Source organism: Nocardioides bruguierae, from assembly GCF_023554635.1.
GTDB classification, from domain to species: domain Bacteria; phylum Actinomycetota; class Actinomycetes; order Propionibacteriales; family Nocardioidaceae; genus Nocardioides; species Nocardioides bruguierae.
Genome location: NZ_JAMJPH010000038.1, coordinates 36,629 through 59,801, shown reverse-complemented (window position 1 = coordinate 59,801; position 23,173 = coordinate 36,629). Strand labels below are relative to the sequence as shown.

Below are 23,173 nucleotides of genomic sequence, written 5' to 3'. Positions count from 1 at the left end.
GGCGCGAACCGAAACCCGAGCCCAATCCCGAGACGAGGACCGAGGTGCCGTCCGACGGCGGCTTCAGCCTCGTGGAGATCATGGTGAGCGTCGGCATCCTCGTGGTGGTGCTGGTGGCCACCCTCCCGGTGATCCTCAGCGGCATCCGCGGCAACGCCACCTCGCGCGAGCTCACGCAGGCCAAGTCCCTGGCGCTCGGCCAGCTGGAGCAGATGCGCAACCTGCCCTTCCACGTGGCCCCGGACGCCGGCGACTACATCGACGTGCTCGACCGGTACTACACCGACCTCACCACCCCGGCCACGGCGCCGGCCTGCACCGACGCCGACGGCGACGCCGTGGCGCCGACGTCCGCCTCCGACGGCTTCGTCGCCGCGGGCGCCACCCGGTGCTCCTGGGAGCCGGACGGCGCGTTCTACCGCCGGGTGATCACCGACGCCGAGGACGGCGACCTCGACGGCTGGACCGTGGTCGTGGCCACCCAGCTCCTCTCCGACGGCACGCCGCCCACCGTGGTGGTGCCGGCGAGCGGGTGGACCACGCAGGTGGTCGGCCGCGACGCGCGGCCCGCCTCGCAGATCGGGGTCGGCGTCACCGTCCTGCGCACCGGGGCCACCCTGGCGCCGGTGAGCAGCTGGACCCAGATCAGCCGCACCCGCCAGGCCGCGACCCGGCTGCGCGCCTCCGTGGACGTCACCACGCTCGCGGTCGGCACCTCGACGCCCACCGTGACCGGCGAGGTGCCGGTCAACGTGGACGCGGGCCGCCTCCAGCTCGCCACCGGTCTCTCCTACGCCTCCACCGCCTCGGGCACCGCGTCCTCGGTCGCGGCCGACGTGGGCACCAGCCTCACCGGCCGCGGCGCCACCGCCGACGTGGTCGCCCCACCGGCCGCCACCGTGGCCGCGCAGGGCGCGGGCGAGTCGAGCCTGGGCGCCAGCGGCTGCCAGCTCGCCTGCTGGGGCGGCACACAGACGACCTCGCTGGCCGCGCGGGTCGCCGAGGCCCTGCCGGGCCTGGGCTCGGCCCTCTCCCCCGTGGGCGCCACCCTGGCCTCCCCCTCGTCCAGCGGCACCGCCCTCGGCGTCGGCGCCGGCACGGGCAGCCTGCTGCTCTACCGCGACGGCCTCGCCCTCACCGGGCGCCTGGTGAAGATGACCAGCGCCACCGTGCCCAGCGCCACCGGCTCGGACTGCTCCGTGAGCACCAGCGGCGGTAGCGTCCGGCTCTCGGCCACCGGCTGGGCCACCTCGACCGCCACGGACGACACCACGGACCCCTCCGCCGTCGAGGCCTGCGGCACCGCCCGCGCCGGCACCGTGCAGGTGCTGCCCACCACCTTCGCCCCCGAGGGCATCCTCCAGGTCGACCTCACCGGGGCCGCCGCCCGCTGCCGCGTCGCCGGCACGGGGCACGCGGCCTCCACCACCGCGGCCTGGTCGGCCACGGTCCGCCGGTGGACGCCTACGGGCTACGTGGCGGTCACCCCCACGACGCCCACCACGACCCAGGCCTCCACCACCGACGCGCTGGAGGCGATCGACCTGTCGACCGTGCCGGTCGGCACCTACGGCTACCTCGACGACTGGATCGCCTCCTGGTCCGCACTCACGGTCGGCGAGACCACGCGCACCGCCTCCGGCGGCGCGGCCGAGGTCACGATCCCCGGCGTCATCACGCTGCGCACCCAGCCGCTGCGCAAGCAGGTCGACTCCGACGGCGCCGTCGTCACGGACGAGGCGGGGCAGCCCGTCGCCGAGCCGTCCTCCACCCTCTCGGTGACGCTGGGCGCCGTCTCGTGCACCGCGCAGGACGACCGATGAACGCCGCGCAGGAATCCGGGCACGACTCCGGGCACGAGCCTGCGCAGGACCCGGGACAGTGCCCGGACGACGGCGGCTACACCCTGGTGGAGCTGCTCGTGGCGATCGGGCTGCTCGGGGTGGTCTCCACCCTGCTGCTCGGGCTCGCGCTCTCGACCGCCGAGGTCACCGACGAGATCCAGTCCACCGCCGACGTCACCCAGGAGTCCCGGCTCGCGGTGGAGCGGCTCTCCCGCGAGCTGCGGCAGACCGCCGCCGTGGACAAGGTGGAGCTCACCTCGCTCGGTGATGCGACCACCTCGCTGACGGTGTGGACCGACTTCGACGGCGACGGCCTGCGCGACACCGGCATCTCCGACCCCGAGGTGCTCACCTACCGGTGGGACCCGACCGCCGGCCGCCTCACGCTGACCGCCAACGACGCCGACGGCGCCGCGATCACCCGGCCCGTGCTGGCCGAGGTCGTCAGCCGCTTCGACCTGCGCCTGCTCTCCTCCGCCTTCGAGCCCGACGCCGACGGCGACGGGCGCACGACCTGGCAGGAGCTGGACGCCTACCCCGCCCTCGGCGGCAACGGCAACGGCCGCCCCGACGGCGCCGAGCTGGCCCACCTCGACCTCGTGGAGGTCTCGATGACCGTGCGCGACGGCGACGTCAGCCGCGACTTCACCCTCCGCGTCGACCTGCGCAACCAGGAAGGAGGCGCCGGATGATCGCCCTGCGCGCCCACCGGCACCGTGCCGCCCGCCGAGCCACCGGTGGCCCCCGTCCCAGGCCGGACCGGCCCGCCGACACCGGCTCCGCCCTGGTCATCACCATGATGGTGGTGGCTCTCGTGCTGGTGCTCGGCACCACGATCCTGCGGGTCACCGTCAACGGCATGCAGGCCTCCTCGGCCTCGCGTGCCTCGGCCGCCGCCCTGGACGCCGCCGACGCCGGCGTCGCCCAGGCCCTGGCCTACCTGCGCAGCAGCGGCTCCCGCTCACTGCGCTGCTCGCCGGACTGCACGACGAACGCCTGGGGCAGCAGCAGCGCCCCGTTCGGCGACGACCTGCCCGGCTCGGCCGGCCAGTCCTACACCGCCTGGATCGAGCCGATCGCCCCCTGGCCCGACAACGACCCGGCCACGTACCGCATCCACAGCACCGGACGCTCCGGCTCCGGCGTGCGCGCCGTCGAGGTCGACGTCTCGCTCAGCCCCATCGCCAGCCTCCCGCTCGGCCTCTTCGGCCGCGAGATCTCCGGCGGCGGCAACTACTCCACGACCCGGGTCAGCGTCTTCTCCACCGGCTGCGTCTACCGCCGCGACAAGATCGACGTCGCCGACACCATCGACGCCGCCTACGGCATCCCCGCCGCCGTGCACTCCTCGCAGGTGATCACCAACGCCAACGGCAACAACCAGTACTGCTCGGACGCCAAGGGCAGCGGCAAGAACGGCCCCATCCACTCCTGGAGCGCGAGCAACGCCGCGGGCGCCTGCAACGTGGAGTTCCCCTACGACCAGGACGCCTACGGCGGCCCGCTGGCCGGCACCGCGTGCGCGTCGGTGGCCGCCGCGTACCCCGCCTACTACGGCGCGCAGGACCTCGACGGCGACGGCACCACCGACGTGGACGGCTCCCGCATCGGCTCCGAGGACGCGCTGCGCACCCTGTTCGGCATCGGCGAGGACCCCTTCAGCGCCGACGAGCTGGACGACCTCCGGGCCGTGGCCCAGTCGCAGGGTCTCTACTGGACGACCAACAGCGGCTGGAGCGTCCCCTCGCCGTCGGTGACGCCGCACGCGGTGATGTTCTTCGACCTCAGCCCCACGAACTCCAGCAGCGCGCTGGTGAACCTCTCCCAGGCCGACTTCGACGACTGGGGTCGCGAGGACACCGGCGAGGTGGTCGCCGACTCGGCGCAGTGCCCGGACCAGAGCCTGCTCATCGTCATCGTCAACGGCGACGTGCGGCTCAACAGCAACACGAGCATGGCCGCGAGCATCGTGCTCACCTCCCGCTCGCCCTACGGCAAGGTGTCGAAGAACAACGGCACCGCGGACCTGATCGGCACGCTGTTCGCCGACGCCGTGGACCTCACCGGCACGGCCAACCTCTCCCTCGACGAGTGCTTCCTGGCGAACCTCTCCCCCAGCCTCCTGCGCCAGGGCGTGGGTCGCTACCTCGAGGGCGCCCGCTGCGGGGGGGCGGCACCCCGCCCCACCCAGGACCACGCACGACCCGGGGACGCCAGACCCGGAGGCAGCAGGACGCCGGCGGGGCATCGCCCCGCCGGCGTCCTGGTGTTGCTGTGCTGGGTGACCCGCCTCCGCGACTGCCGGGGACGAGGCTCGCCGTGCCCTACTGGATCAGCTCGAAGACCGAGAAGATCGGCATGTAGAGGGCGACGATCATGCCGCCGACGACGATGCCGAGGCCGGCGATGAGCAGCGGCTCGATGAGCGAGGTGAGTGCCTCGGTGGTGGCCTCGACCTCCTCGTCGTAGAACGTGGCGATGCGGCCGAGCATGACGTCGACGGCGCCGGACTCCTCGCCCGAGGCGATCATCTGCACCACCATCGACGGGAAGATCTCGTGGCGGCCCAGCGGGCCGGCGATCGACTGGCCGCCGGCCACCGAGCGGCGCACGTCCTCCGTGGCGTGGGCGATGACGGTGGAGCCGGAGGTGTCGCCGACGATGTCGAGCGCCTGGAGGATCGGCACGCCCGCGCCGAGCAGCGTGCCGAGGTTGCGGCTGAACCGGGCCAGCGCGATCTTGGCCGCGAGGTCGCCGAAGACCGGCATCTTGAGCTTGAGCGGGTCCACGACCTCGCGCACCCGCCGCTCGTGGCCGTTGCGGCGCCACCAGACGACGCAGACGAACGTGCCGATGGCGAGCGCGGGCAGGATGAAGACCATCGCGTCGGAGAGGAACACCAGGATGCGGGTGGGCAGCGGCAGGACGCCGCCGAGGTCGGTGAACATCTTCTCGAAGACCGGGACGATGAACAGCAGCATGCCGATGCACATGAGGGCGGCCATCACCAGCACGACCACCGGGTAGGTCATCGCGGACTTCACCTTGGCGCGCAGCCGCACCTCGGCCTCGAGGGTCTCGGCGACCTGGGCGAGCGCGGTGTCGAGGAAGCCGCCGAGCTCGCCGGCGCGGACCATGTTGATCATCAGCGGCGGGAAGGTGCGCGGCTCGCCCTGGAGCGAGGAGGAGAGGCTGTGGCCGGCCTCGACGCCGGCCCGGACCTCACCCAGCACCCGGGCCAGCTCGGGGTGCTCGACCTGGTCGGAGAGGATCGCCAGGCAGCGCAGGAGCGGCAGGCCGGACTGCACCATGGTGGCCAGCTGCCGGGTGGCGATCGCCAGCTCCTTGGGCGGCACCCGCTTGGAGCCGGGCAGCCGGATCTCCGTCTGCAGGCCCTGGCCGGCCTTGCTGATCTGCAGCGGCACGTAGCCGAGCGAGCGCAGCCGGTCGGCGACGGCCTCGGCCGAGGCGGCCTTGACCTTGCCCTCGCGGAACTTGCCGTCGGCGTCGCGAACCTTGTACTCGAAGCTCTGCGCGGTCACGACGCACTCTCCTCGTCGGTGGCCAGCGGGGCGCTCCAGCCGGTGAGCAGCTCACCGTGCGCGGAGGCCGCGCCCTGGCCGCCCTGGCCCGGGCCGCGCAGGCCGGTGCTGGTGATGAGGGCCAGCAGGCTCTCCTTGTCCGCGCAGTGCTCCAGCGCGACGGCTCGGGTGACCCGGCCCTGCTTGACCAGGTCGGCCAGGTGGCCGTCCAGGGTCTGCATGCCGACGTCCACGCCCGCCTGGAGCGCGCCGGGGATCTGCGGCAGCTTGTTCTCGCGGATCATCGCGCGCACGCCGGTGGTGCACACCATGATCTCCAGCGCGGCGGTGCGCGAGCGCCCGTCGGCGGTGGGCACGAGGGTCTGGCAGACGACGCCCTGGAGGGTCGCGGCCAGCTGGGTGCGGATCTGCTGCTGCTGCTCGGCGGGGAAGACGTCGACGACGCGGGAGACGGTGTCCTGTGCCGACTGCGTGTGCAGCGTGGCGAGCACGAGGTGACCGGTCTCGGCGGCGGTCAGCGCCACCGAGATGGTCTCCAGGTCGCGGAGCTCGCCGACGAGGACGACGTCGGGGTCCTGGCGCAGCACCTGGCGCAGCGCGTTGCGGAAGCCGAGGGTGTCGCCGCCGACCTCGCGCTGGTTGACGATGCAGCCCTTGTGGTCGTGGAGGAACTCGATCGGGTCCTCGATGGTCATGATGTGCCCGCGCCGGGTGCGGTTGACCTGGTCGATGACGGCCGCGAGCGTCGTGGACTTGCCCGAGCCGGTCGGCCCGGTGACGAGCACCAGCCCGCGCTTGAGCTCGGCGAAGCCGGAGACGACGGCGGGCAGGCCCAGGTCGCCGACGGTCTTGATCTCCCACGGGATGAGGCGGAGCACCGCGCCGAGCGCGCTGCGCTGCCAGAAGACGTTGGCACGGAAGCGGGCCACGCCCGGCACCGTGTAGGCGAAGTCGAGCTCGCGGGTCTCCTCCAGCGTCTTGCGCTGCTTCTCGGTGAGGATCGCGTAGACCGCCTCCTGCAGCGACCGCGCCTCCAGCGCCGGCTGGCCCTCGACCGCGCGCATCTCGCCGCGCACGCGGACCGTCGGCGGCACACCCACGGTGAGGTGCAGGTCGGAGCCGCTCAGCTCGACCACCTGGGTCAGCAGCTCGTCCAGGCCCAGGGGCTCGACGTGCTCGGGCTCGACGTGCTCGGGCACCGACGCAGCCGCGACGACCGGCGCAGCCGCGACCGGAGCCGCGGCGGTCACCGGGGCCACAGCAGGGACGACCGGCTCGGGCTCCCGGTAGACGGGCGTGGGGGTCTCGTACGTGGGCGGCTCGTAGGCCGGGGCCTCGTACGAGGGCGCCTCGTAGGTCGGCGGCTCGTACGAGGGCGCCTCGTAGGTCGGCGGCTGGTAGGTGGGCGGCTCGTACGCGTCCGCGGGCGCGGCGGCGACCCGTCGTCCACCCCCGGGCGCGACGCGCGACACGTCCTCGGTGGGGTCGGCGTCGGAGCCGGCCATCACCTGGTCCCACAGGGACGTCGAGCCGGTGCTCGGCGCGGAGTCCTCCGGCACGTCGGCCCGCCGGCGCGCCCCGGCAGCGGGGGCGGGGGCGGCCGCCGGCGTCTCCGCCGGCGTGTCCCACTGGGCCCAGGACGTGTCCCAGGACCCCGTCGAACCGGTCTGCTGGTCATCCTGCGACACGGAGCACCTCCTGCACGGTCGTACGACCGGAGAGCACCTTCGCCCAGCCGTCGTAGCGCAACGTCGTCATCCCCTGCTCGCGGGCGGTCCGAGCCACCTCGTCGGTCGGGGCGCGGCTGACGGTCAGCCGCTCGATCTCCTCGCTCACCGGCATCACCTCGTGCAGCGCGGTGCGTCCCCGGTAGCCGGTGCGGGAGCACGCCGAGCAGCCGACGGCCTCGAAGAGGACGCCGTCGTGCTCGGCGGGGAGCCGGAAGCCGAGCCGGTCCAGCTCGGCGGGGTCGGCGCGGTAGGGGCGCCGGCAGCGCTCGCACAGCGCCCGGCACAGCCGCTGGGCCAGCACGCAGTCGAGCGCGGAGCCCACCAGGAACGGCTCGATCCCCATCTCCACCAGGCGGGTCACCGCGGACGGGGCGTCGTTGGTGTGCAGGGTGGAGAGCACGAGGTGACCGGTGAGCGAGGCCTCGATCGCGATCGAGGCGGTCTCGTGGTCGCGGATCTCGCCGACGAGGACGATGTCGGGGTCCGAGCGCAGGATCGAGCGCAGTGCCGAGGCGAACGTGAGGCCCGCCTTGGGGTTGGTCTGCACCTGGTTGATGCCGGGCAGCCGGTACTCCACCGGGTCCTCGACGGTGATGACGTTGACGTCGGCGTTGTTGAGGATGTTCAGCGTCGCGTAGAGCGTCGTGGACTTGCCCGAGCCGGTCGGCCCGGTCACCAGGATCATCCCGTACGGCTTGCGGTAGGAGCGGGCGAAGCGCTCCCGGTTGCCGGGCTCGAAACCGAGGTCGTCGAGGTCGAGGCGGGCGGTGGAGTTGTCGAGCACACGCGCGACGATCTTCTCGCCCCACACGGTCGGCAGGGTCGCGACGCGGAGGTCGACGGTCTTGCCGTCGTGGTTGATGCTGATGCGGCCGTCCTGCGGGATACGCCGCTCGGCGATGTCCATGCCGGCCATGATCTTGAAGCGGGAGACCACGCCGCCGGTGATCGCGCGGGGCGCACGGTGGGCGTCGACGAGCACGCCGTCGATGCGGTAGCGCACGCGCAGGTCGTCCTGCGTGGGCTCCAGGTGGATGTCGGAGGCGCGGTCGGCGATGGCCTGGCTGACCAGCAGGTTCACGAAGCGGACGACGGGGGCGTCGTCGACGACCTCGGTGAGCGAGTCCAGCCCCTGCTCGGGGGTCTCCTCGACCAGGCCGGTGGTGAGGCCCTGCAGCTCGGCCTCGGCGCGGTAGGTCTCGTTCAGCCGCGCCTCGATGTCGGCGCGGCCGGCGAGCACGAACGTGACCGCCGAGCGGGTCAGCCGGACCAGGTCGTCCTTCAGCTCCAGGTCGCCGAGACGACGCACCGGCACGGCCACCAGCAGCGCGTCGCCCAGCCACGCGTAGGGCAGGACGCCGGAGCGGCGGGCCACGTCGCCGGAGAGCCGGGCCGCGGCCCCGCCGTCCACGCCGTTCTCCCCGAGGTCCACGAAGCCCACGCCCGCGACGCCCGCCACGAGCTCGAGGACGGCGGCGCGGTCGACGTCGAGCACGAGCAGCGCCTCGATCACCGACCCGTGGGTCGAGGCGACGGCCGCCTGCGCCTGCGCGAGCTGCTCGGCCGTGACCAGGCCGTGCGCCACGAGCGCGGCCGTGGTCGTCTCCGCGGTGGTGTGGATGCGGGAGTCCTCGGTCTGCCAGCGGTCGGCGCGGCGGCGGGCGACCGCGTCCACCTCCGGGCGGGGCTCGACCGGCTCGAGGCTGTCCCAGGCGAGGCTGTTCACCCGAGCACCGTCAGGGCCCGGCTCGGGTCCTCCCGGTAGTGCTCGACGAGCGCGTCGGTGAGCGCGTCGATCCGCTCGTGCAGGGCGGTGCGGTAGACAGAGAGCTCCTCGGCGGCGACCTCGAGCTCGGCCACGTCCTCGCTGCTCCACAGCGTCCGCAGCACGGGCAGGCCGGGCAGCGGGTCGAACGCGCGGACGCGGAGGAACACCTCGCGACCGTGGCCGCGGCCGGTGTCGCCCAGGGCGCGCTCGACCTGCTCGAGGGTGAGGTGGCCGTCGGTGCCGGCGCCGGCGCGCACCAGGTCGATGCGGGCGTGCAGCAACCGGCGCCAGTAGCTGATCCGCTCCTCCTCCTCGCGCAGCGCGGTGCGCAGCGTGCGGAGGCGGTGCAGGTCGAGCGGGGCGTCGGCGGGAGCAGGGTGGCCGGTGTGGCCGGCGTGGGGAGCGGTGGGGGAAGCCGTGCGCGGGGCAGTGTGCTCCGGGCGGCGGGCGAGGGCGGTCATCGGGCACCTCCCGCGAGCGCGCCGGCAGCCGGGGTCGGTGCGTCCGGGCGCCAGCCGGTGCGCCGCAGCATCACGCCGAAGTCGTGCGGCTTGCTGGCCGCGCCACGCGCGTCGTCCTCGCTGAGCACGCCCTCGACCACGAGGCGCACGAGGTGCTGGTCGAAGGTCTGCATGCCCGAGTAGCCGCTCTCGGCGAGCACGTCGGGGATCTCGCCGGTCCGCTCGGGGTCGGCCACGGCCTCGGACAGCCGGACGTCGCCGACCGCGATCTCCAGGACGGGTGCCCGGCCGCCGTCCACGGTGGGGACGAGGCGCTGGCACACGACCCCCTGGAGGCAGGCGGCGAGCGCGGCGCGCACGCGCGGCTGCTCGTGCGGCGGGAAGAAGTCGATGACGCGCTGGACGGTCTCGAGCGCGTCGGTGGTGTGCAGCGTGGACATGACCAGGTGGCCGGTCTCGGCGGCCGAGAGGGCGGCGTGCACCGTGTCGGCGTCACGCATCTCGCCGATGAGGATGACGTCGGGGTCCTGGCGCATCGCGGCGCGCAGGGCACCCGACCAGGAGCGGGAGTCCGAGCCGAGCTCGCGCTGGGTGACGGTGGCGGCGCGGCTGGAGTGCACGACCTCGATGGGGTCCTCGAGCGTGAGCACGTGCACGGCGCGCTCGTCGTTGATCGCGTCGATCATCGCGGCGAGCGTGGTGGTCTTCCCCGAGCCCGTGGGGCCGGTGACGAGCACCAGCCCGCGGCGGCGCAGCGCCAGGTCCCGGATGACGGGGGGCATGCCGAGCGAGGAGAGCTTCTGCGGCTCCTCGGCCACGCGACGCAGCACGGCCGCGTCCTCGCCGCGGGTGCGGAAGGCGTTGACGCGGAACCGGCCGATGCCGGTCATGGTGATGGCCAGGTCGGCCTCCAGGTCGCGGTCGTAGACCTCGAGCGCGTCCGCGGGCATGGCGCCCCGCAGCATCTGCGTGAGCAGGGCACCCGGCAGGGCGCGGCCCAGGGGCAGCAGGTCGCCGTCGACCCGGACGCGGGGCGGCACGCCCGCGCGCAGGTGCAGGTCGGAGCCGCCGCGGCGGACGGTCTCGGCGAGCAGGGCCTCCAGGACCTGACCGGCGTCGAGGCCGCCGGCGGACGGCGCGGCGGCCTGTCCGGCTGCGTGTCCGGCTGCGTGTCCGGCGGCGTGCGTGGGGGTGGCTGCGGGCGCGCTCGAGGGCGCGCCGAGGGGCGCCGCGTGGGCGGCGTCCTGGCCGGCCGTCCCGTCGGTCAGGTGGTGGGCGTGCGTGCTCACTGGGGGTCGTCCTCCGTCCCTCGGAACGGGGGTCGCAGCGCTGGGGGCGCAGGCGGACCGGTCCATTCCGACTTGACGTATCGTGAGAGTGATCGGGCTCCGACACTCCGGACTTGACCAAGAACGTCGTAAAATTTTCATCCCAGGATTTCCGTCCCGATCGTCAAGTCGCCGCTCCGCGCGGCCGATGACCTCCTCGAGCAGGACGGAGATCATCCATGGCGAACCTCGTGGGTCTCGAGATCGGGACCAGCAGCGTGCGCGCCGTCGAGGTACGCACCAGACGCGGTGCACCGACGTTGCGCCGGCACGCCCGCGTCCCCCTTCCTCCCCGTGCGGTGGAGGCTGGCGTGGTGCGCGACGACGACGCGGTCGCGCACGCCCTGCGCGAGCTGGTGGGCACGCTGCAGCCCAAGGCCCGCGACGTCCGTCTGGCGGTCGGCTCGGCCTCGGTGCTCGTGCGCCAGCTCGAGCTGGACTGGATGAGCGACGAGGACCTGCGCCGCTCGCTGCGCTACCAGGTGGCCGACCTGCTGCCGGTGCCGATCGACGACGCCAACATCGACCACCTGCCGCTCGGCGAGGACACGATCGTCGACGAGGACGGCCGCACCCGCCGGATCACCCGCATCCTGCTCGTCGCCTCCGCCCGCGAGGCGGTGGACGGCCTCGTCCGCGCCGCGCAGTCCGCCAAGCTGCGGGTGCTCTCGGCGGACCTCACCGCCTTCGCAGCCCTGCGCGGCCTCGGCGCGGCGGGCCTCGGCCCCGCTCCCGCGCCACAGCCCGCGGTCACGCCCGTGCCGACGCTGGTGGGCGCCCCGGGCGAGGAGGGCGAGCGGCTCCCCGCGTCCGCCGTGGCCGCTGCTCCGCTGCCCGCCCGCGCGGTGCTGGACGTCGGCGCCGACACCGTCGGCGTCACCGTGGAGGGCCCGGACGGGCCGCGCTCCGTGCGCGTGGCCGCCGGCCTCGGCGGTGAGCTGCTCACCCGGATGCTCGTGGAGCAGACGGGACGCACCCGCGACGAGGCCGAGGACCTCAAGCGCCGCACGCGGCTGCTGCCGGTGCCCGGCGCCCAGCCGGTCGACCGCGACCAGGCCCTCGCCCAGGAGGCCGTCTCCCGGATGCTCGCCGAGGTGCGCGCGACCCTGGACTTCCAGGTCTCCCACGACCCCCGGCACTCCCCCACGCACATGCTGCTGACCGGCGGCGGCTCCCTGCTGCCCGGCCTGGCCGAGCACTGCCGCGCCGTCGTCGGGCTGCCCGTCGAGGTCCTCGGCGACGGCCCGCACGGCCCGCTGCTGCCCAGCAGCGACCTCGTCGTCCCGCTCGGGCTGTGCAGCCCCGGCCTGCCCGCCACCACCACGGGAGGCCGCCGATGAGCCGCGCCGCCACCACCGGCACCCGCAAGGCCGGCCGCCGCGCGGCCGACGCCCCGCTCGACCCCACCGTGCCCGTCCCGGACAGCCCGGCCGCGCTCACCTCGCGCAAGGGCGGCCGCTCGAAGGGGGGCAAGCCCGGCAAGGCGCCGAAGGGCGGCAAGGCGGGCAAGGCTCCGGTCGCCCCGCCGCCCCGGCACGGCGTCAACCTCGTCTCCCCCTGGGTGCTCGAGCAGCACCGGGTGCGGCACCTGCGCCGCCGCTTCGTCTACGGCGTGGGCAGCCTCGTGCTCGTCCTGGGCCTCGTCGGCACCGGCATGCACTTCGCCCTCGCCCAGGCCGAGGCCGAGCTCAGCGGCGAGCAGGCCGTCACCGACGGCCTCCAGCTGCGCATCTCGGCGCTCGACGACGTCTCCGCCTACGTCAGCTCCGTGCGCGGCCGCGGTCTCGTCACCCGCACGCTCATGAGCACCCAGGTCGACACCGCCGCCGTCGTGAAGGGCCTCGACAAGGCTCTCCCGGACGGGGCGGAGCTGGCGAGCCTGACGTTCACGCTCGCCCCCGCGGCCGACGCGACCACCGACGCCGCCACGACCACGGACGGCACCACCACCGACGGCACCACGGACGGCGCCGCCACCGACGCCACGGCGGCCGTCGACCCCGACCGCGGCATCGGCGCCACCTGCGCCGGCCCGGACCCGTTCGGCGCCAACCCGGTGCTCACCTGCGTCTCGATCGCCGGCACCGCACCCGACCGCCAGGCCGTGGCCCGCCTCGTCGAGCGGCTCGAGTCCGACGAGATGTTCTCGGAGCCCTTCATCACCACCACCACGGCCGGCGAGGACGGCGTCACCTTCGCGGGCACGGTCGGCGTCACGTCGGTGGCCTTCACCGGCACCTACGACGACCTGGCCTCGGCCCTGCTGCCGCCGCTGGCGACGGCCGAGGACACCGAGACCACCGACGCCACCGCCGCCACCACCACCGAGGACGAGGAGACCACCCCGTGAACCTCCGCACCCCCCTCGCCACGGTCGTCGTCGGGTCGCTCGTCGTCCTCCTCGTGCTCCTGGCCGGCTGGTTCGGCGTCGTCGGCCGCTACCTCGGTGCCCTGGGCGAGACCCGAGACGCCACGGTCGCCGCCCAGGACGCGAACAACCTGCTCCAGGTGAAGCTGGCCGGCCTGGAGAAGCTGCGCGACGAGCTCGGCGACGTCCGCTCGCTCGCCGCCGACCTCGACGTCCTCGTGCCCACCACCGCCGACCAGCCCGGCCTGTTCGAGCTGGTCGACAAGGCCGCGAAGAAGGCCGGCATCCCGCTGGACGACGTCACCGCGCTCTCCCCCAGCACGCCCGTCGAGTGGGCCTCGGCCTCCGGCGTCGCCGCCGCGGGCGTGCCGACCGGCGCCGAGCTGGCCGTGCAGACCGTGACGATCAGCGTCGAGGCCGACTACGACGCCTGCCGCACGATGCTCGCCGAGATCGGCAAGCTGGACCGGGCGATGCTCGTCTCCTCGGTCTCCCTGTCGCAGTCCGAGAGCGACCAGTGGGTGCTCCTCGTCGAGAGCAGCACCTTCCTCGCCCCCGAGATCGCCGAGCCGGCCTCCGTCCCGGGCGCCTGACGTGCAGCACTCCCCCCGTGCCGTCACGCCCGGCCCCTTCCCCGAGGTCCTCCCCCCGGCCCGCCTGAGCCCGCTCGAGCCGGCGCGCGCCCACGACCACCACCCCACCCCCCGACCGGTCCCCGTCCCGGACCCGGCGCGGAACCCCGGCCCTGCCCCCAGCGGGGCCGGGGCGCCCGCGTCGTGGCAGACCGACCGGCTCACCGGTCTCCTCACCCGCGACGAGATGGAGCGCACCGCGCCCGGCCTGGTCACCCAGGCGCTGGAGCAGGGCGCGTCCGTCGCGGTCGCGCTGGTCGACGTCGACCGGCTCAAGCAGGTCAACGACGCGCTCGGCCACAGCGCCGGCGACCACCTGCTCGTCGAGACCGCGCAGCGGCTGCGGGCCGTGGCCGGCCCCCGCGCGCTCGTGGCCCGCTGGGGCGGGGACGAGTTCGTGCTGGTCAAGCCGCTGCACCACACCGCCGTCGCCGCGTCCTTCGAGGAGCGGCTGCGGGAGCAGCTGGGCGGCTCGCGCACCCCGACGCTCGGGCCCGACGGGGCCCCGGGCAACCTGCTCCAGGCCTCCGTCGGCGTGGCCGTCGCCGGCCAGGACGGCACCACCCTGCCCGACCTGGTCGCCGGTGCCGACCAGCGGATGTACCGGGACAAGCAGCGCGCCCGCGGCGCCGCCGAGACCGAGGTCGTGACCGGACCCTCCGACGAGGTGCTCCTCCCCTCCCTCGCCTCGGCCGTCGCCGACCCGGACGGCGCCGGGCTCGGGGTGCGCCTGCACCCGCGGACCGGGCCCGACGGCGAGCTGTACGGCGTCGAGGCGGTGCTCCGGTGGCGCGACCTGCGGCACGGGTCGATCCCCGCGGCACGCACCCGCGCGCTGGCCGAGCGGCACGGGCTGGCCCGCTGCCTGGACGCCTGGGCCGTCGGCCGCGCCCTGGAGGGCCTCGCCGCGCTCGTCGGGACGCCCGGTGCCACCACCGGCACCGTGCCCCGCGTGGGCTCGCCGCGCACGACGGTGGCCGTCGACGTGTCCGCCCGCACCCTGCTCGACCCCGCGCTGCCCGGCATCATCACCCGCGCCGCCCGGCAGGCCGGCCATGCCGACCACGACCCCGACCACCCCGCGGCCCGGCTGCTGCTCCAGGTCAGCGAGTCCGCGGGCTCGCTGCTGGGGGACGCGGCCTCGCTCGACGCCCTCACCTCCACCGGCGCCCGGCTCAGCATCCCCGAGCACGGCGGCACCCGACCGGCGCTGGCCCTGGTGTGGGCCAACCCGCTGGTCGGCGAGGTCCGGCTCCAGCCGTCCTTCGTGGCCCGCGCCGCGCAGGACGCCGGCGAGGCCGAGCGCGTCCGCCGGCTGACCGGGGCCGCGCACACCCTCGGGGTGCGGGTCGTCGCCCAGGGCGTCGCGGACCAGGACGTGGCCGAGCGGCTGCTGTCGCTGGGCTGCGACGCGGTCCAGTGCGGTCGCGGCGGGCAGGCATCGTCCGCGACCACGGCATCGGCACCGGAGTCGGGGTCGGCGTCGGCGTCGGCGTCGGCGTCGGCGTCGGCCGAGACCTGCCCCGACGCGGTGGGCGGGGCCGTCCGGTGAGCGTCCTGCTCGCCGTCTGCGTCGTCCTCGGGCTGCTCGGGCTGGCGCTGGGCTCCTTCGGGACCGTGGTCGCGCACCGCGTGCCGGCCGGGCTGTCGGTGGTCAGTCCGCGCTCCGCCTGCCCCGCCTGCGGGCACGCGGTGCGCGAGCGCGACAACGTGCCGGTGCTCTCCTGGGTGCTGCTGCGCGGTCGGTGCCGCGACTGCGCCACCACCATCCCGTGGCGCTACCCGGCCGTCGAGGCCGCCACCGCCGTGCTGTTCGTGCTGCTCGCGGTGCTGCTCCTGCCGGCCTCCGTCGGGTCGTGGACGGCCTGGGACGCCGGCCGCCTCGTCGCCTGGCTGGCCGTGGTCGCCGGCGGCGTGCCGCTGGTGGCGGTCGACCTCGCGCTGCACCGCCTGCCCTTCGCCGTCACGGCCTGGACCGGCGGCTTCGTGCTCGCGGGCCTGGCCGGCGGTGCCGTCGCGGTCGGCGACCCGGGCCTGCTCCTGCCGCCGCTGGTCGGCGCGCTGGTGTGGCTCGCCGTCATCGGCGGCCTGCACGTGCTCACCGCCGGGCGCGGCATGGGCCTGGGCGACGTGGCGCTGGCGCCGGTGCTCGGCGCGGCCACCGGGTCGCTGACGGTCACCGGTCTCGTGCCCGGGGCCGCGCTGGTCGGCCTCGCCCTCGCCTTCGTGGGCGGCGCCCTCGTGGGCGGCGGTCTGCTCCTGGCGGACCGCTCGCGCCGCCGCGTCCTGCCGTTCGGGCCGTTCCTCGTGGGCGGCGCGCTGCTCGCAGTGCCCTGCGGCGTGCCGCTCGCGGAGGCGTACGCCGGGCTCGTGGGCCTGTAGCGGCTGCTCCGCGGAGGACGGGCGCGGGCGCATTCCCACGCTCGCTGTGATCACTCTCGCCGTCGTCGACCCTGGTCAGCGGTGACCCGGGCGGGAGAAGGTGGACCTCGGCAACGAGCCGCCCTCCCCGTCCCCCGAGAGGACCCCGTGACCGAGCAGTCGACCGCTCACCAGGCCACCGCGCCCCAGCACGAGGTCACCGGTCCGGTGCCGCGGGCGGGCGTGGCCGACGTCGTCGAGCCCGACCCCCGCGGCGGCCCACGTGCCCGCCGCACCCGCCGGCACCGTCCGACGCTCGGGTTCGTGGCGGCGGCGGTCTCGCTGGTGGCGGTCTTCATCTCCTCCGGGTCCCCGATCCCGCTGTACGAGACCTACCGCGTCACCGACGGGCTCACCACGGCCGACCTGGCGCTGGCCACGGTCGCCTACCTGGCCTCCGTCCTCGCGGCGCTGCTCGTGCTGGGCCGCGTCTCCGACCACCTCGGGCGACGCCGGGTGGCCATGACGTCGGTGGTGCTCGCGATCGTCGGCTCCCTCGTCCTCCTGGACGTCGGCTCGCTCGGCGCGCTCGCCGCGGCCCGCGTCCTCCAGGGGCTCGCGTGCGGCTTCGCCACCTCCGCCGTGGCCGCCTACCTGCTCGACCTCTCCCCGCCGCGGCGCGCGTGGATCGCCCCGGCCCTCGTGGCCGGCGGCCCGCAGGTCGGCATCACCACCGGCGCGCTGCTGACCGGCCTGTTCGCCAGCTTCTCGCCGTGGCCGACCACCGGCTCCTACGTCGTGGTGCTGGCGCTGCTCCTCGTGTGCCTGGCCCTGCTCGCGCTGGCACCGAGCAGCGACGTGCGTCCCGGACTGCTGCGCTCGCTGCGACCGCAGGTCGCCCTGCCGTCGTCCGTGCGCCCGCTGCTGCCGGCCGCCGTCGCGGTCTTCTGCGGCACCTGGTCGCTGGGCGGCTTCTACCAGTCCTTCAGCCCCACGATCTCGGCCACCTACCTGGGCACCGAGGACCCGTTCATCGGCTCGCTGGTCTTCGCCTCGTTCATGATCACCTACGGCCTGGGCATCCCGATCACGGCGCGGATGACGCCGGTGGGGGCCCAGCGCCTGGGTATCACCCTCTTCGCGGTCGGGGTCGCCGGCATCGTCCTGGGCCTGCACCTGGGCAGCGTGGCGCTCGTGCTGGCCGCCGGCGTCGTCGCGGGCACCGGCATGGGCACCGGCTTCACCGGCTCGGTGCAGACGCTGCTGCCGCACGTGGCCCCCGCGCAGCGCTCCGGCGTCATGGCATCGGTGTACCTGTTCTCCTACGCCGGCGCGGCGTTCCCCAGCCTGGTCGCCGGCCGGCTCACCCACGTCGTGGGCCTGGCCGACCTGTCCTTCGCCTACCTCGGCATCGGCGTGCTCGCCGCGCTCGTGGTGTTCTGGCGGACGCGGGGCGCGCGCTCCTAGTCGCCCGGGTCCGGCTCCTCGGCCTCCAGCCACCCGCGGAACGCCTCGAGGTTCGCAGTGGACTCCCCGCGCAGCCTCCGCCACTCCCACTCCTTGCGGATGGAGGAGGCGAAGCCGAGCTCGAGGATCGTGTTGAACGAGTCGTCGGCGTAGGTGAGCACCGACCCGAGCACCCGGTCGAGCTCGTCGGGCTGCGCCGCGGACAGCGGCAGGCGGCCGTCGAGGTAGATGTCACCGAGCCGGTCGAGGGCGAACGCGACGCCGTACATCCGCAGGTTGCGCTCCAGCAGCCAGCGGTAGACACCGGCGTGGTTCTCGTCGGGGGCGCGGCAGACGAAGGCGTGCACGCCGAGCGCGTGGGTGCCGACGTCGAGGCGCACGGCCGTCGAGAGCTTCTTCTCGCCGGGCAGCGCGAAGGAGAACACCCCGGGGCTGGACTCGTCGACCTCGAGGTCGAGCGAGGCGAGGTGGTCGCGGACGACGGCGGCCACGGCCGCGCGCTCGGGCGGCAGCGCGCCGCCGAGCAGGGCGCCGTGCTCCGCGCCGCTCATCGGCCGAGCACCTGCAGGTGCTCGAGGCCGGCGGCCGGCACCGACGGGGCCGGGCTGTCGCGGCGCAGGAGCGCGCGGGCCCGCTCGTAGGCGCGCACGGTGGCCTCGGCGGTCGCCTCCCAGGCGAACCCGGAGGCCTGCGGACGGGCCCCGGCCGTGAGCCGGGCACGCAGGTCGTCGTCGCCGAGCACCCGGCCGAGCACGTCGGCCCAGTCGCCCGGCTCGTGGCCGTCGACCAGCAGGCCGCTGCGTCCGTCCCGCACGACCGTCGTGAGCCCGCCGACCGCGGCGGCGACCACGGGCGTGCCCGAGGCCTGCGCCTCGGCGGCGACCAGCCCGAACGACTCGTTGTAGGAGGGCACCGCCACCACGTCGGACAGGCCGTACCAGCGGGCGAGGTCGGACTGGGCGCAGGGCGGCACGAAGCGGACGACGTCGGGGTGGCCGGGACGCCCGACCAGGCCGAGCGTCGAGGCCAGCTCGGCGAGCGACTCGGGGTGGTCGAGGCCGCTGCCGGAGGGCCCGCCGACCACGGGCACGACCAGCCGGTCGCGCAGCCGCGGCTCGCGCTCGAGCAGCACGGCCACCGCGCGCAGCAGCACGTCGGGGGCCTTCAGCGGCTGGATGCGTCCGGCGAACATCACCACGAGCGCGTCGGGCGCGATCCCGGCCCGGGCGCGCGCCCGCGCGACCTCGGCGGCGCTGAGCGGGGCGAACCGGTCCAGGTCGACGCCGGGGTGGACGACCTCGACCCGTGACGGGTCGGCGCCGTAGTGCCGCACGAGCTGGCGGGCCTCGAGGTCGGTGTTGGCGATGAGGAGGTCGGAGGCGCCGACGACCTGCTCCTCCCCGATGACCCGGGCGGCGGGCTCGGGGGTGTCGCCCTCGGCCAGCGACTCGTTCTTCACCTTCGCCATGGTGTGCATGGAGTGCACCAGCGGCACGCCCCAGCGGTCGCGGGCCAGCGCCCCGACCTGGCCGGAGAGCCAGTAGTGGGAGTGCACGACGTCGTAGTGGCCCAGCGGCTGGGCGGCCTCGGTGCGCAGCACCTCGCGGGCGAAGGTGCACAGCTGGCCGGGCAGCTCCGACTTCGTCAGCCCCTCGAACGGGCCGGCGGCGACGTGGCGCACCAGGATGCCGTCGTCCACCTCGACCACGGGCGGCTGGGCGGACGAGGTGGCGCGGGTGAACACGTCGACCTCGCAGCCGGTCGCGGCTAGGCGACGCGCGAGCTCGATGACGTAGACGTTCATGCCGCCGGCGTCGCCGGTGCCGGGCTGGTCCAACGGGGAGGTGTGGAGGCTGATCATCGCGGCCCGACGCACCCGCTCGGCGTTGCTCACCCTGCCTCCTCCTCGACTCGGCCCGGGTCGTCGCGGCACCTGTGGCGGTGCGGCACGGACTCCCGGCCCAGCGCACAACCATGCCACCGCGCCCCGTGTTCCCGAGATCACCCTTGTGACGGTGGGACGCCGCCCACCCGGACCAGGCGGGGCTCCGGCGCCGGTGGTTGCATGTGGCACATGAGCCTCCCCGCCGACGCCGTCACCGGCCCCGCCACCTCCGTGTACTCCGCCCCCGTCCCGCCGTCGGGCTCGACCCCGCTGGCCGTGGTGACCGGGGCGAGCAGCGGCATCGGCGCGGCCACGGTCCGCGGGCTCGCCTCGGCCGGCTACCGGGTCGTGCTGGCCGCGCGCCGCACCGACCGGATCGAGGCGCTGGCCGCCGAGGTCGGCGGCGTGGCCGTGGCGTGCGACGTCACGGACGAGGCGCAGGTCGCCACCCTGGCCGAGCGGGTCGGTGAGCTGGGCGAGGGCCGGCTCGACGTGCTGGTCAACAACGCCGGCGGCGCGATCGGCAGCGACCCGGTCGCCTCGGCCGGCCTGGACGACTGGCGCGCGATGTACGAGGTGAACGTGCTGGGCACCCTCGCCGTGACGAAGGCGCTGCTGCCCGCGCTCGTCGCCTCCGGGGCCGGCGCCGTGCTCAACGTCGGCTCCACCGCTGGTCGGATCGCCTACGAGGGCGGTGGCGGGTACACCGCGGCCAAGCACGGCACGCAGGTGATGACCGAGACGCTGCGCCTGGAGCTGTTCGACCAGCCCGTCCGTGTGCTCACCATCGAGCCGGGGATGGTGCGCACCGACGAGTTCGCCCTCAACCGCTTCGACGGGGACGAGGAGAAGGCCGCCAAGGTCTACGCCGGCGTCGCGGAGCCGCTGGTCGCCGAGGACGTGGCGGACGCGATCGTCTGGATGGTCACCCGCCCGTTCCACGTCAACGTCGACACCCTCACCATCCGCCCCCGCGCCCAGGCCGCCCAGCACAAGGTCCACCGTCAGGCGTGAGCGCAGCGAGCGCCTGAGCCGGTGGAGGTTGAGGGAGGCCCGCGGCTGAGGGACGAAGCCGCGACGGCCGGCTCGAAACCTAGGACCGCCGCCCCTGAGCCTGCGACTGGGCGATGCGGTCGAGGTCGAGCGAGGCCCTGCCTCGGTGATCGAGGTGCGAGGCCGGCCGCGGCCGAGCCACGAGATCCCCGCACCCGAGCCGGGGCGCGCGCCTTCGTCGGGTGCGGGCGTCTCGTGGCTCCTCGCCGGAGCTCGTCGCACCTCGACGACCCTGGCGGTATGACCTGCGCCCCACGAATGCCCCTGGCGGAGTGACGCACGACACGGCAGGCTCGGTGCTCGTGAAGACGATCGGACTTGTCGGTGGCATGAGCTGGGAATCCAGCGCGGTGTACTACGAGCAGCTCAACAGCGGCGTCGAGGAGCGGGTCGGGCCGCTGTCGTCCGCCCGCCTGGTGATGGCGTCGGTGGACTTCGCCGAGGTGACGCGGCTGCAGGAGGCCGAGGACTGGGACGCCGTGGCCGCGCTGCTGGTCGAGGCCGCCCAGGGCGTCGAGCGCGCCGGGGCCGACGTGCTGCTGCTGTGCACGACGACCTTCCACCAGGTCGCGGACCAGGTGGAGGCGGCGATCGGCATCCCGCTGCTGCACCTGGCCGACGTGGTCGCGCAGGCAGCCAAGGACGCGGGGCTGAGCGAGGTCGGCCTGCTGGGCACGACGTTCGCGATGGAGCGCGACTTCTTCGTCGACCGGCTCGCCTCGCACGGCCTCAAGGTGCACGTGCCTGACCCCGACCACCACGACACGGTGAACCGGATCATCTACGACGAGCTCGTGCACGGCCGCGTGGTCACGCGGTCGCGGCGCACGGTCACCGGCCTGATCGACGACCTGTGGGACGCCGGCGCGGGCGGCGTCATCCTCGGGTGCACCGAGCTCGAGCTGCTGATCTCCCAGGCGGACGCGCAGATCCCGGTGCTGGGCTGCACCAGCCTGCACGTCGGGGCCGCCCTGGACCACGCGCTGGCCTGACCCGGGCACGGCCCACCGCCCCGCCCACCCTGGGCCGGGCCTCCCACGCCGGAGGGCCCGACCCGAGGACGGGCGGAGAGGGTGCCGCTCAGGAGTAGTCGGGCTGCTTGACCGCGCGCCAGGGGCCGGTGTTGCCGGCCTTGTCGACCGCGCGCACCCAGGTGAAGACCCGGCCGTCGGCGTTCTTCAGCACGTTCTGCCACTTCTGGCTGACCGCGACCTTGGAGCGGGTCCTGCTGACCTCGATCGTGCCGAGGCCGGACTTCTTGTCGCTGCCCGCGACGTCGAGCCGCCACGTCTTCTCGGCACGGACCCAGCGGGCCTTGGCCGAGGTGATCCGCGGCGCCACGGTGTCGACGACGATCGCGTCGCGCCAGACCGCGTCCGTGCCGCTGCCGGGGAAGCGGACGAAGACCCGGCCGGAGAAGGACGTGTACCAGTCGTAGATGCAGGAGTCCTTCACGTCGGTGGTCCAGGAGTCCTCGAACGCCTTGTTGTTGGCGATCTCGATGGTGTCGGCGCCCTCGGGCGTGGCGACCTGGAGCATGACGCGGCGGGTGACGGTGTACTTGGCGCCGCGGTTGATCAGCAGGTCGTCGGTTCCGCAGGCCCAGGGCTCGTCGGCCGCCGGGTTGTCCGAGCCCGGCTCGACGGTGCTGGCCCAGAACGAGTAGCCGCCGTTGCTCCACCGCTGGACGCGGCCGTTGCGGGTGTCGGCGACGTAGAGGTTGCCCGCCCGCTTGGTGCCGTCCTGCGGGTGCTGGGCGATGGCGGTGGGCAGGTTGAGCCAGCCCATCTTGGCCGAGGCCTGCGCCGGGTGGCCGAGGGTGCGGTACGAGGTGTAGTCGTTGCCGCCGTCCATCATGAACACCGCGTTGTTGGCGGCGTCGAGCACGGCGAGCTGGCCGAGCTTGTCGGCGGACAGGTCGGTGGGCATCGGGGAGAAGCCGTCGGCGACCTTCGGCAGCCGCACCTGGGTGCGGGGCTTGTCGCCGTCGCTCAGGGTGGCCGCGTCGTAGGCGGCCAGGGTGCCCTGGCCGGGCAGCGCGACGACGACCCGCGCCGGGACGCCCTTCGAGCCGGGCACGTAGGCCAGGCCGCCTCCCGGCTTCTTGCCGGGCAGGTCGGTGCTGGCCAGCAGGATGCCGCCGGTGGTGTAGGCCTGCAGCTTGGTGCCGCAGCGCTGGGCGACGTAGACGGTCCGGCCCTGCACCGCGATGCCGCCGTAGAGGCCGGGGTCGCGAACGGACGCCGGGCACCAGACCTCGGGGCGCAGGAGCCAGCGCTTCTTCACCACGCCGTCGAAGGTCATCTGGGTGACGCTGCGGCCGTAATAGATCCAGAGGCTCTTCCCGGAGACCTCGAGGTCGGTCACCGGGTCGGGCTGGTCGAGCACGAGCGGCGTCAGGGCGTCGCCCTGGCTCGAGAGCCGCGCGAGCGTGCCGCCGTTGCGGAAGCCCACGAACGTGGTGCCGTCGGAAGCCACCGCCACCGCGGTCGGCTTGTCCGCGCCGGCGAGGAACGAGGTCCTGGCGGCATCGGTGCCGGCCACGGGGGCAGCCACGGGATCGGCGGAGGCGCCGGCGAGCGGCGCGGACCCGAGCGCGAGCGCCAGGGCCGTGGTCAGCGTGAGGCCCAGGACTCGCCTGAGCGCGGGGCGCCGGACGGGGGCCGTGGCCCGCGTCGCGCCGAGATCGTGGTCGTTCCCTCCCCAGAGCACGCGGTCAGGCTAGGGACTCCCG

At 74.7% G+C, this 23,173-nt stretch carries 19 protein-coding genes; 11 read left to right on the top strand and 8 right to left on the bottom strand.

Annotated elements, in window-relative coordinates:
• Positions 1-44: 44 nt before the first annotated feature.
• Genes M8316_RS19780 through M8316_RS19770 form a run of 3 tightly spaced genes read left to right on the top strand, consistent with a single transcriptional unit; the run spans position 45 to position 4,254 of the window.
• Positions 45-1,823: a type IV pilus modification PilV family protein gene (locus tag M8316_RS19780; RefSeq protein ID WP_250057636.1), complete on the top strand. Its 1,779-nt coding sequence runs from the start codon at positions 45-47 to the stop codon at positions 1,821-1,823.
• Positions 1,820-2,536 carry a PilW family protein gene (locus M8316_RS19775; RefSeq protein ID WP_250057634.1) on the top strand — a complete coding sequence of 239 codons (717 nt, stop codon included), beginning with the start codon at positions 1,820-1,822 and terminating at the stop codon, positions 2,534-2,536. Before M8316_RS19780 ends, M8316_RS19775 begins: the two co-directional genes overlap by 4 nt.
• Positions 2,533-4,254 carry a hypothetical protein gene (locus M8316_RS19770; protein ID WP_250057632.1) on the top strand — a complete coding sequence of 574 codons (1,722 nt, stop codon included), beginning with the start codon at positions 2,533-2,535 and terminating at the stop codon, positions 4,252-4,254. The genes M8316_RS19775 and M8316_RS19770 overlap by 4 nt, the downstream gene beginning before the upstream one ends.
• Here M8316_RS19770 and M8316_RS19765 read toward each other — a convergent pair.
• From M8316_RS19765 to M8316_RS19745, 5 genes are read right to left on the bottom strand one after another with little or no spacing between them, the layout of a single operon-like run.
• The gene (locus M8316_RS19765) at positions 4,169-5,386 is read right to left on the bottom strand and encodes a type II secretion system F family protein (RefSeq protein ID WP_250057630.1); all 1,218 of its coding nucleotides are present in this window, start codon (positions 5,384-5,386) and stop codon (positions 4,169-4,171) included. The genes M8316_RS19770 and M8316_RS19765 overlap by 86 nt on opposite strands.
• Complete coding sequence (locus M8316_RS19760) at positions 5,383-7,074, bottom strand: type IV pilus twitching motility protein PilT (protein ID WP_308196060.1); 1,692 nt, start codon at positions 7,072-7,074, stop codon at positions 5,383-5,385. Before M8316_RS19760 ends, M8316_RS19765 begins: the two co-directional genes overlap by 4 nt.
• Entirely contained in the window at positions 7,061-8,842 is a 1,782-nt protein-coding gene (locus M8316_RS21260) for a GspE/PulE family protein (RefSeq protein WP_250057627.1), read from the bottom strand. Before M8316_RS21260 ends, M8316_RS19760 begins: the two co-directional genes overlap by 14 nt.
• On the bottom strand, positions 8,839-9,345 hold the full coding sequence (locus tag M8316_RS19750; RefSeq protein ID WP_250057625.1) for an RsiG family protein: 507 nt from the start codon (positions 9,343-9,345) through the stop codon (positions 8,839-8,841). The genes M8316_RS21260 and M8316_RS19750 overlap by 4 nt, the downstream gene beginning before the upstream one ends.
• A complete protein-coding gene (locus tag M8316_RS19745; RefSeq protein ID WP_250057623.1) occupies positions 9,342-10,634 on the bottom strand; it encodes a type IV pilus twitching motility protein PilT in 1,293 nt (430 codons plus the stop codon). Before M8316_RS19745 ends, M8316_RS19750 begins: the two co-directional genes overlap by 4 nt.
• A 218-nt stretch (positions 10,635-10,852) precedes the next feature.
• Between M8316_RS19745 and pilM the strand changes: the two genes are divergently transcribed.
• The 6 genes from pilM to M8316_RS19715 all read left to right on the top strand — a co-directional run bounded on the left by pilM (position 10,853) and on the right by M8316_RS19715 (position 17,501).
• Positions 10,853-12,013 carry a pilus assembly protein PilM gene (gene pilM / locus M8316_RS19740; RefSeq protein WP_250057621.1) on the top strand — a complete coding sequence of 387 codons (1,161 nt, stop codon included), beginning with the start codon at positions 10,853-10,855 and terminating at the stop codon, positions 12,011-12,013.
• A complete protein-coding gene (locus M8316_RS19735) occupies positions 12,010-13,023 on the top strand; it encodes a PilN family protein (protein WP_250057619.1) in 1,014 nt (337 codons plus the stop codon). Before pilM ends, M8316_RS19735 begins: the two co-directional genes overlap by 4 nt.
• Positions 13,020-13,634, top strand: a complete 615-nt coding sequence (locus M8316_RS19730) for a hypothetical protein (protein WP_250057616.1) — start codon at positions 13,020-13,022, stop codon at positions 13,632-13,634. Before M8316_RS19735 ends, M8316_RS19730 begins: the two co-directional genes overlap by 4 nt.
• Position 13,635: 1 nt before the next feature.
• Positions 13,636-15,225 (top strand): diguanylate cyclase domain-containing protein, encoded by a 1,590-nt coding sequence (locus M8316_RS19725; protein WP_250057600.1) that lies wholly within the window; start codon positions 13,636-13,638, stop codon positions 15,223-15,225.
• A complete protein-coding gene (locus M8316_RS19720; protein WP_250057591.1) occupies positions 15,222-16,055 on the top strand; it encodes a prepilin peptidase in 834 nt (277 codons plus the stop codon). The genes M8316_RS19725 and M8316_RS19720 overlap by 4 nt, the downstream gene beginning before the upstream one ends.
• Before the next feature lie 147 nt (positions 16,056-16,202).
• Entirely contained in the window at positions 16,203-17,501 is a 1,299-nt protein-coding gene (locus tag M8316_RS19715) for an MFS transporter (protein ID WP_250057589.1), read from the top strand.
• Here the strand turns inward: M8316_RS19715 and M8316_RS19710 are convergent.
• Positions 17,498-18,052: a type III secretion system chaperone family protein gene (locus M8316_RS19710; RefSeq protein ID WP_250057573.1), complete on the bottom strand. Its 555-nt coding sequence runs from the start codon at positions 18,050-18,052 to the stop codon at positions 17,498-17,500. The two genes, M8316_RS19715 and M8316_RS19710, sit on opposite strands and share 4 nt — an antisense overlap.
• Positions 18,049-19,395 carry a D-inositol-3-phosphate glycosyltransferase gene (mshA, locus tag M8316_RS19705; RefSeq protein WP_443689938.1) on the bottom strand — a complete coding sequence of 449 codons (1,347 nt, stop codon included), beginning with the start codon at positions 19,393-19,395 and terminating at the stop codon, positions 18,049-18,051. The genes M8316_RS19710 and mshA overlap by 4 nt, the downstream gene beginning before the upstream one ends.
• Before the next feature lie 180 nt (positions 19,396-19,575).
• Here mshA and M8316_RS19700 point away from each other — a divergent pair, with 180 nt between their 5' ends.
• Together M8316_RS19700 and M8316_RS19695 are read left to right on the top strand one after the other, a co-directional pair.
• On the top strand, positions 19,576-20,400 hold the full coding sequence (locus tag M8316_RS19700; RefSeq protein WP_250057571.1) for an SDR family oxidoreductase: 825 nt from the start codon (positions 19,576-19,578) through the stop codon (positions 20,398-20,400).
• Positions 20,401-20,741: 341 nt separating this feature from the next.
• Positions 20,742-21,431: an aspartate/glutamate racemase family protein gene (locus M8316_RS19695; protein WP_250057569.1), complete on the top strand. Its 690-nt coding sequence runs from the start codon at positions 20,742-20,744 to the stop codon at positions 21,429-21,431.
• An 88-nt stretch (positions 21,432-21,519) separates the two neighbouring features.
• On the opposite strand, the gene M8316_RS19690 is transcribed toward M8316_RS19695, so the two are convergent.
• Complete coding sequence (locus M8316_RS19690; RefSeq protein ID WP_250057567.1) at positions 21,520-23,151, bottom strand: hypothetical protein; 1,632 nt, start codon at positions 23,149-23,151, stop codon at positions 21,520-21,522.
• Positions 23,152-23,173: the final 22 nt, after the last annotated feature.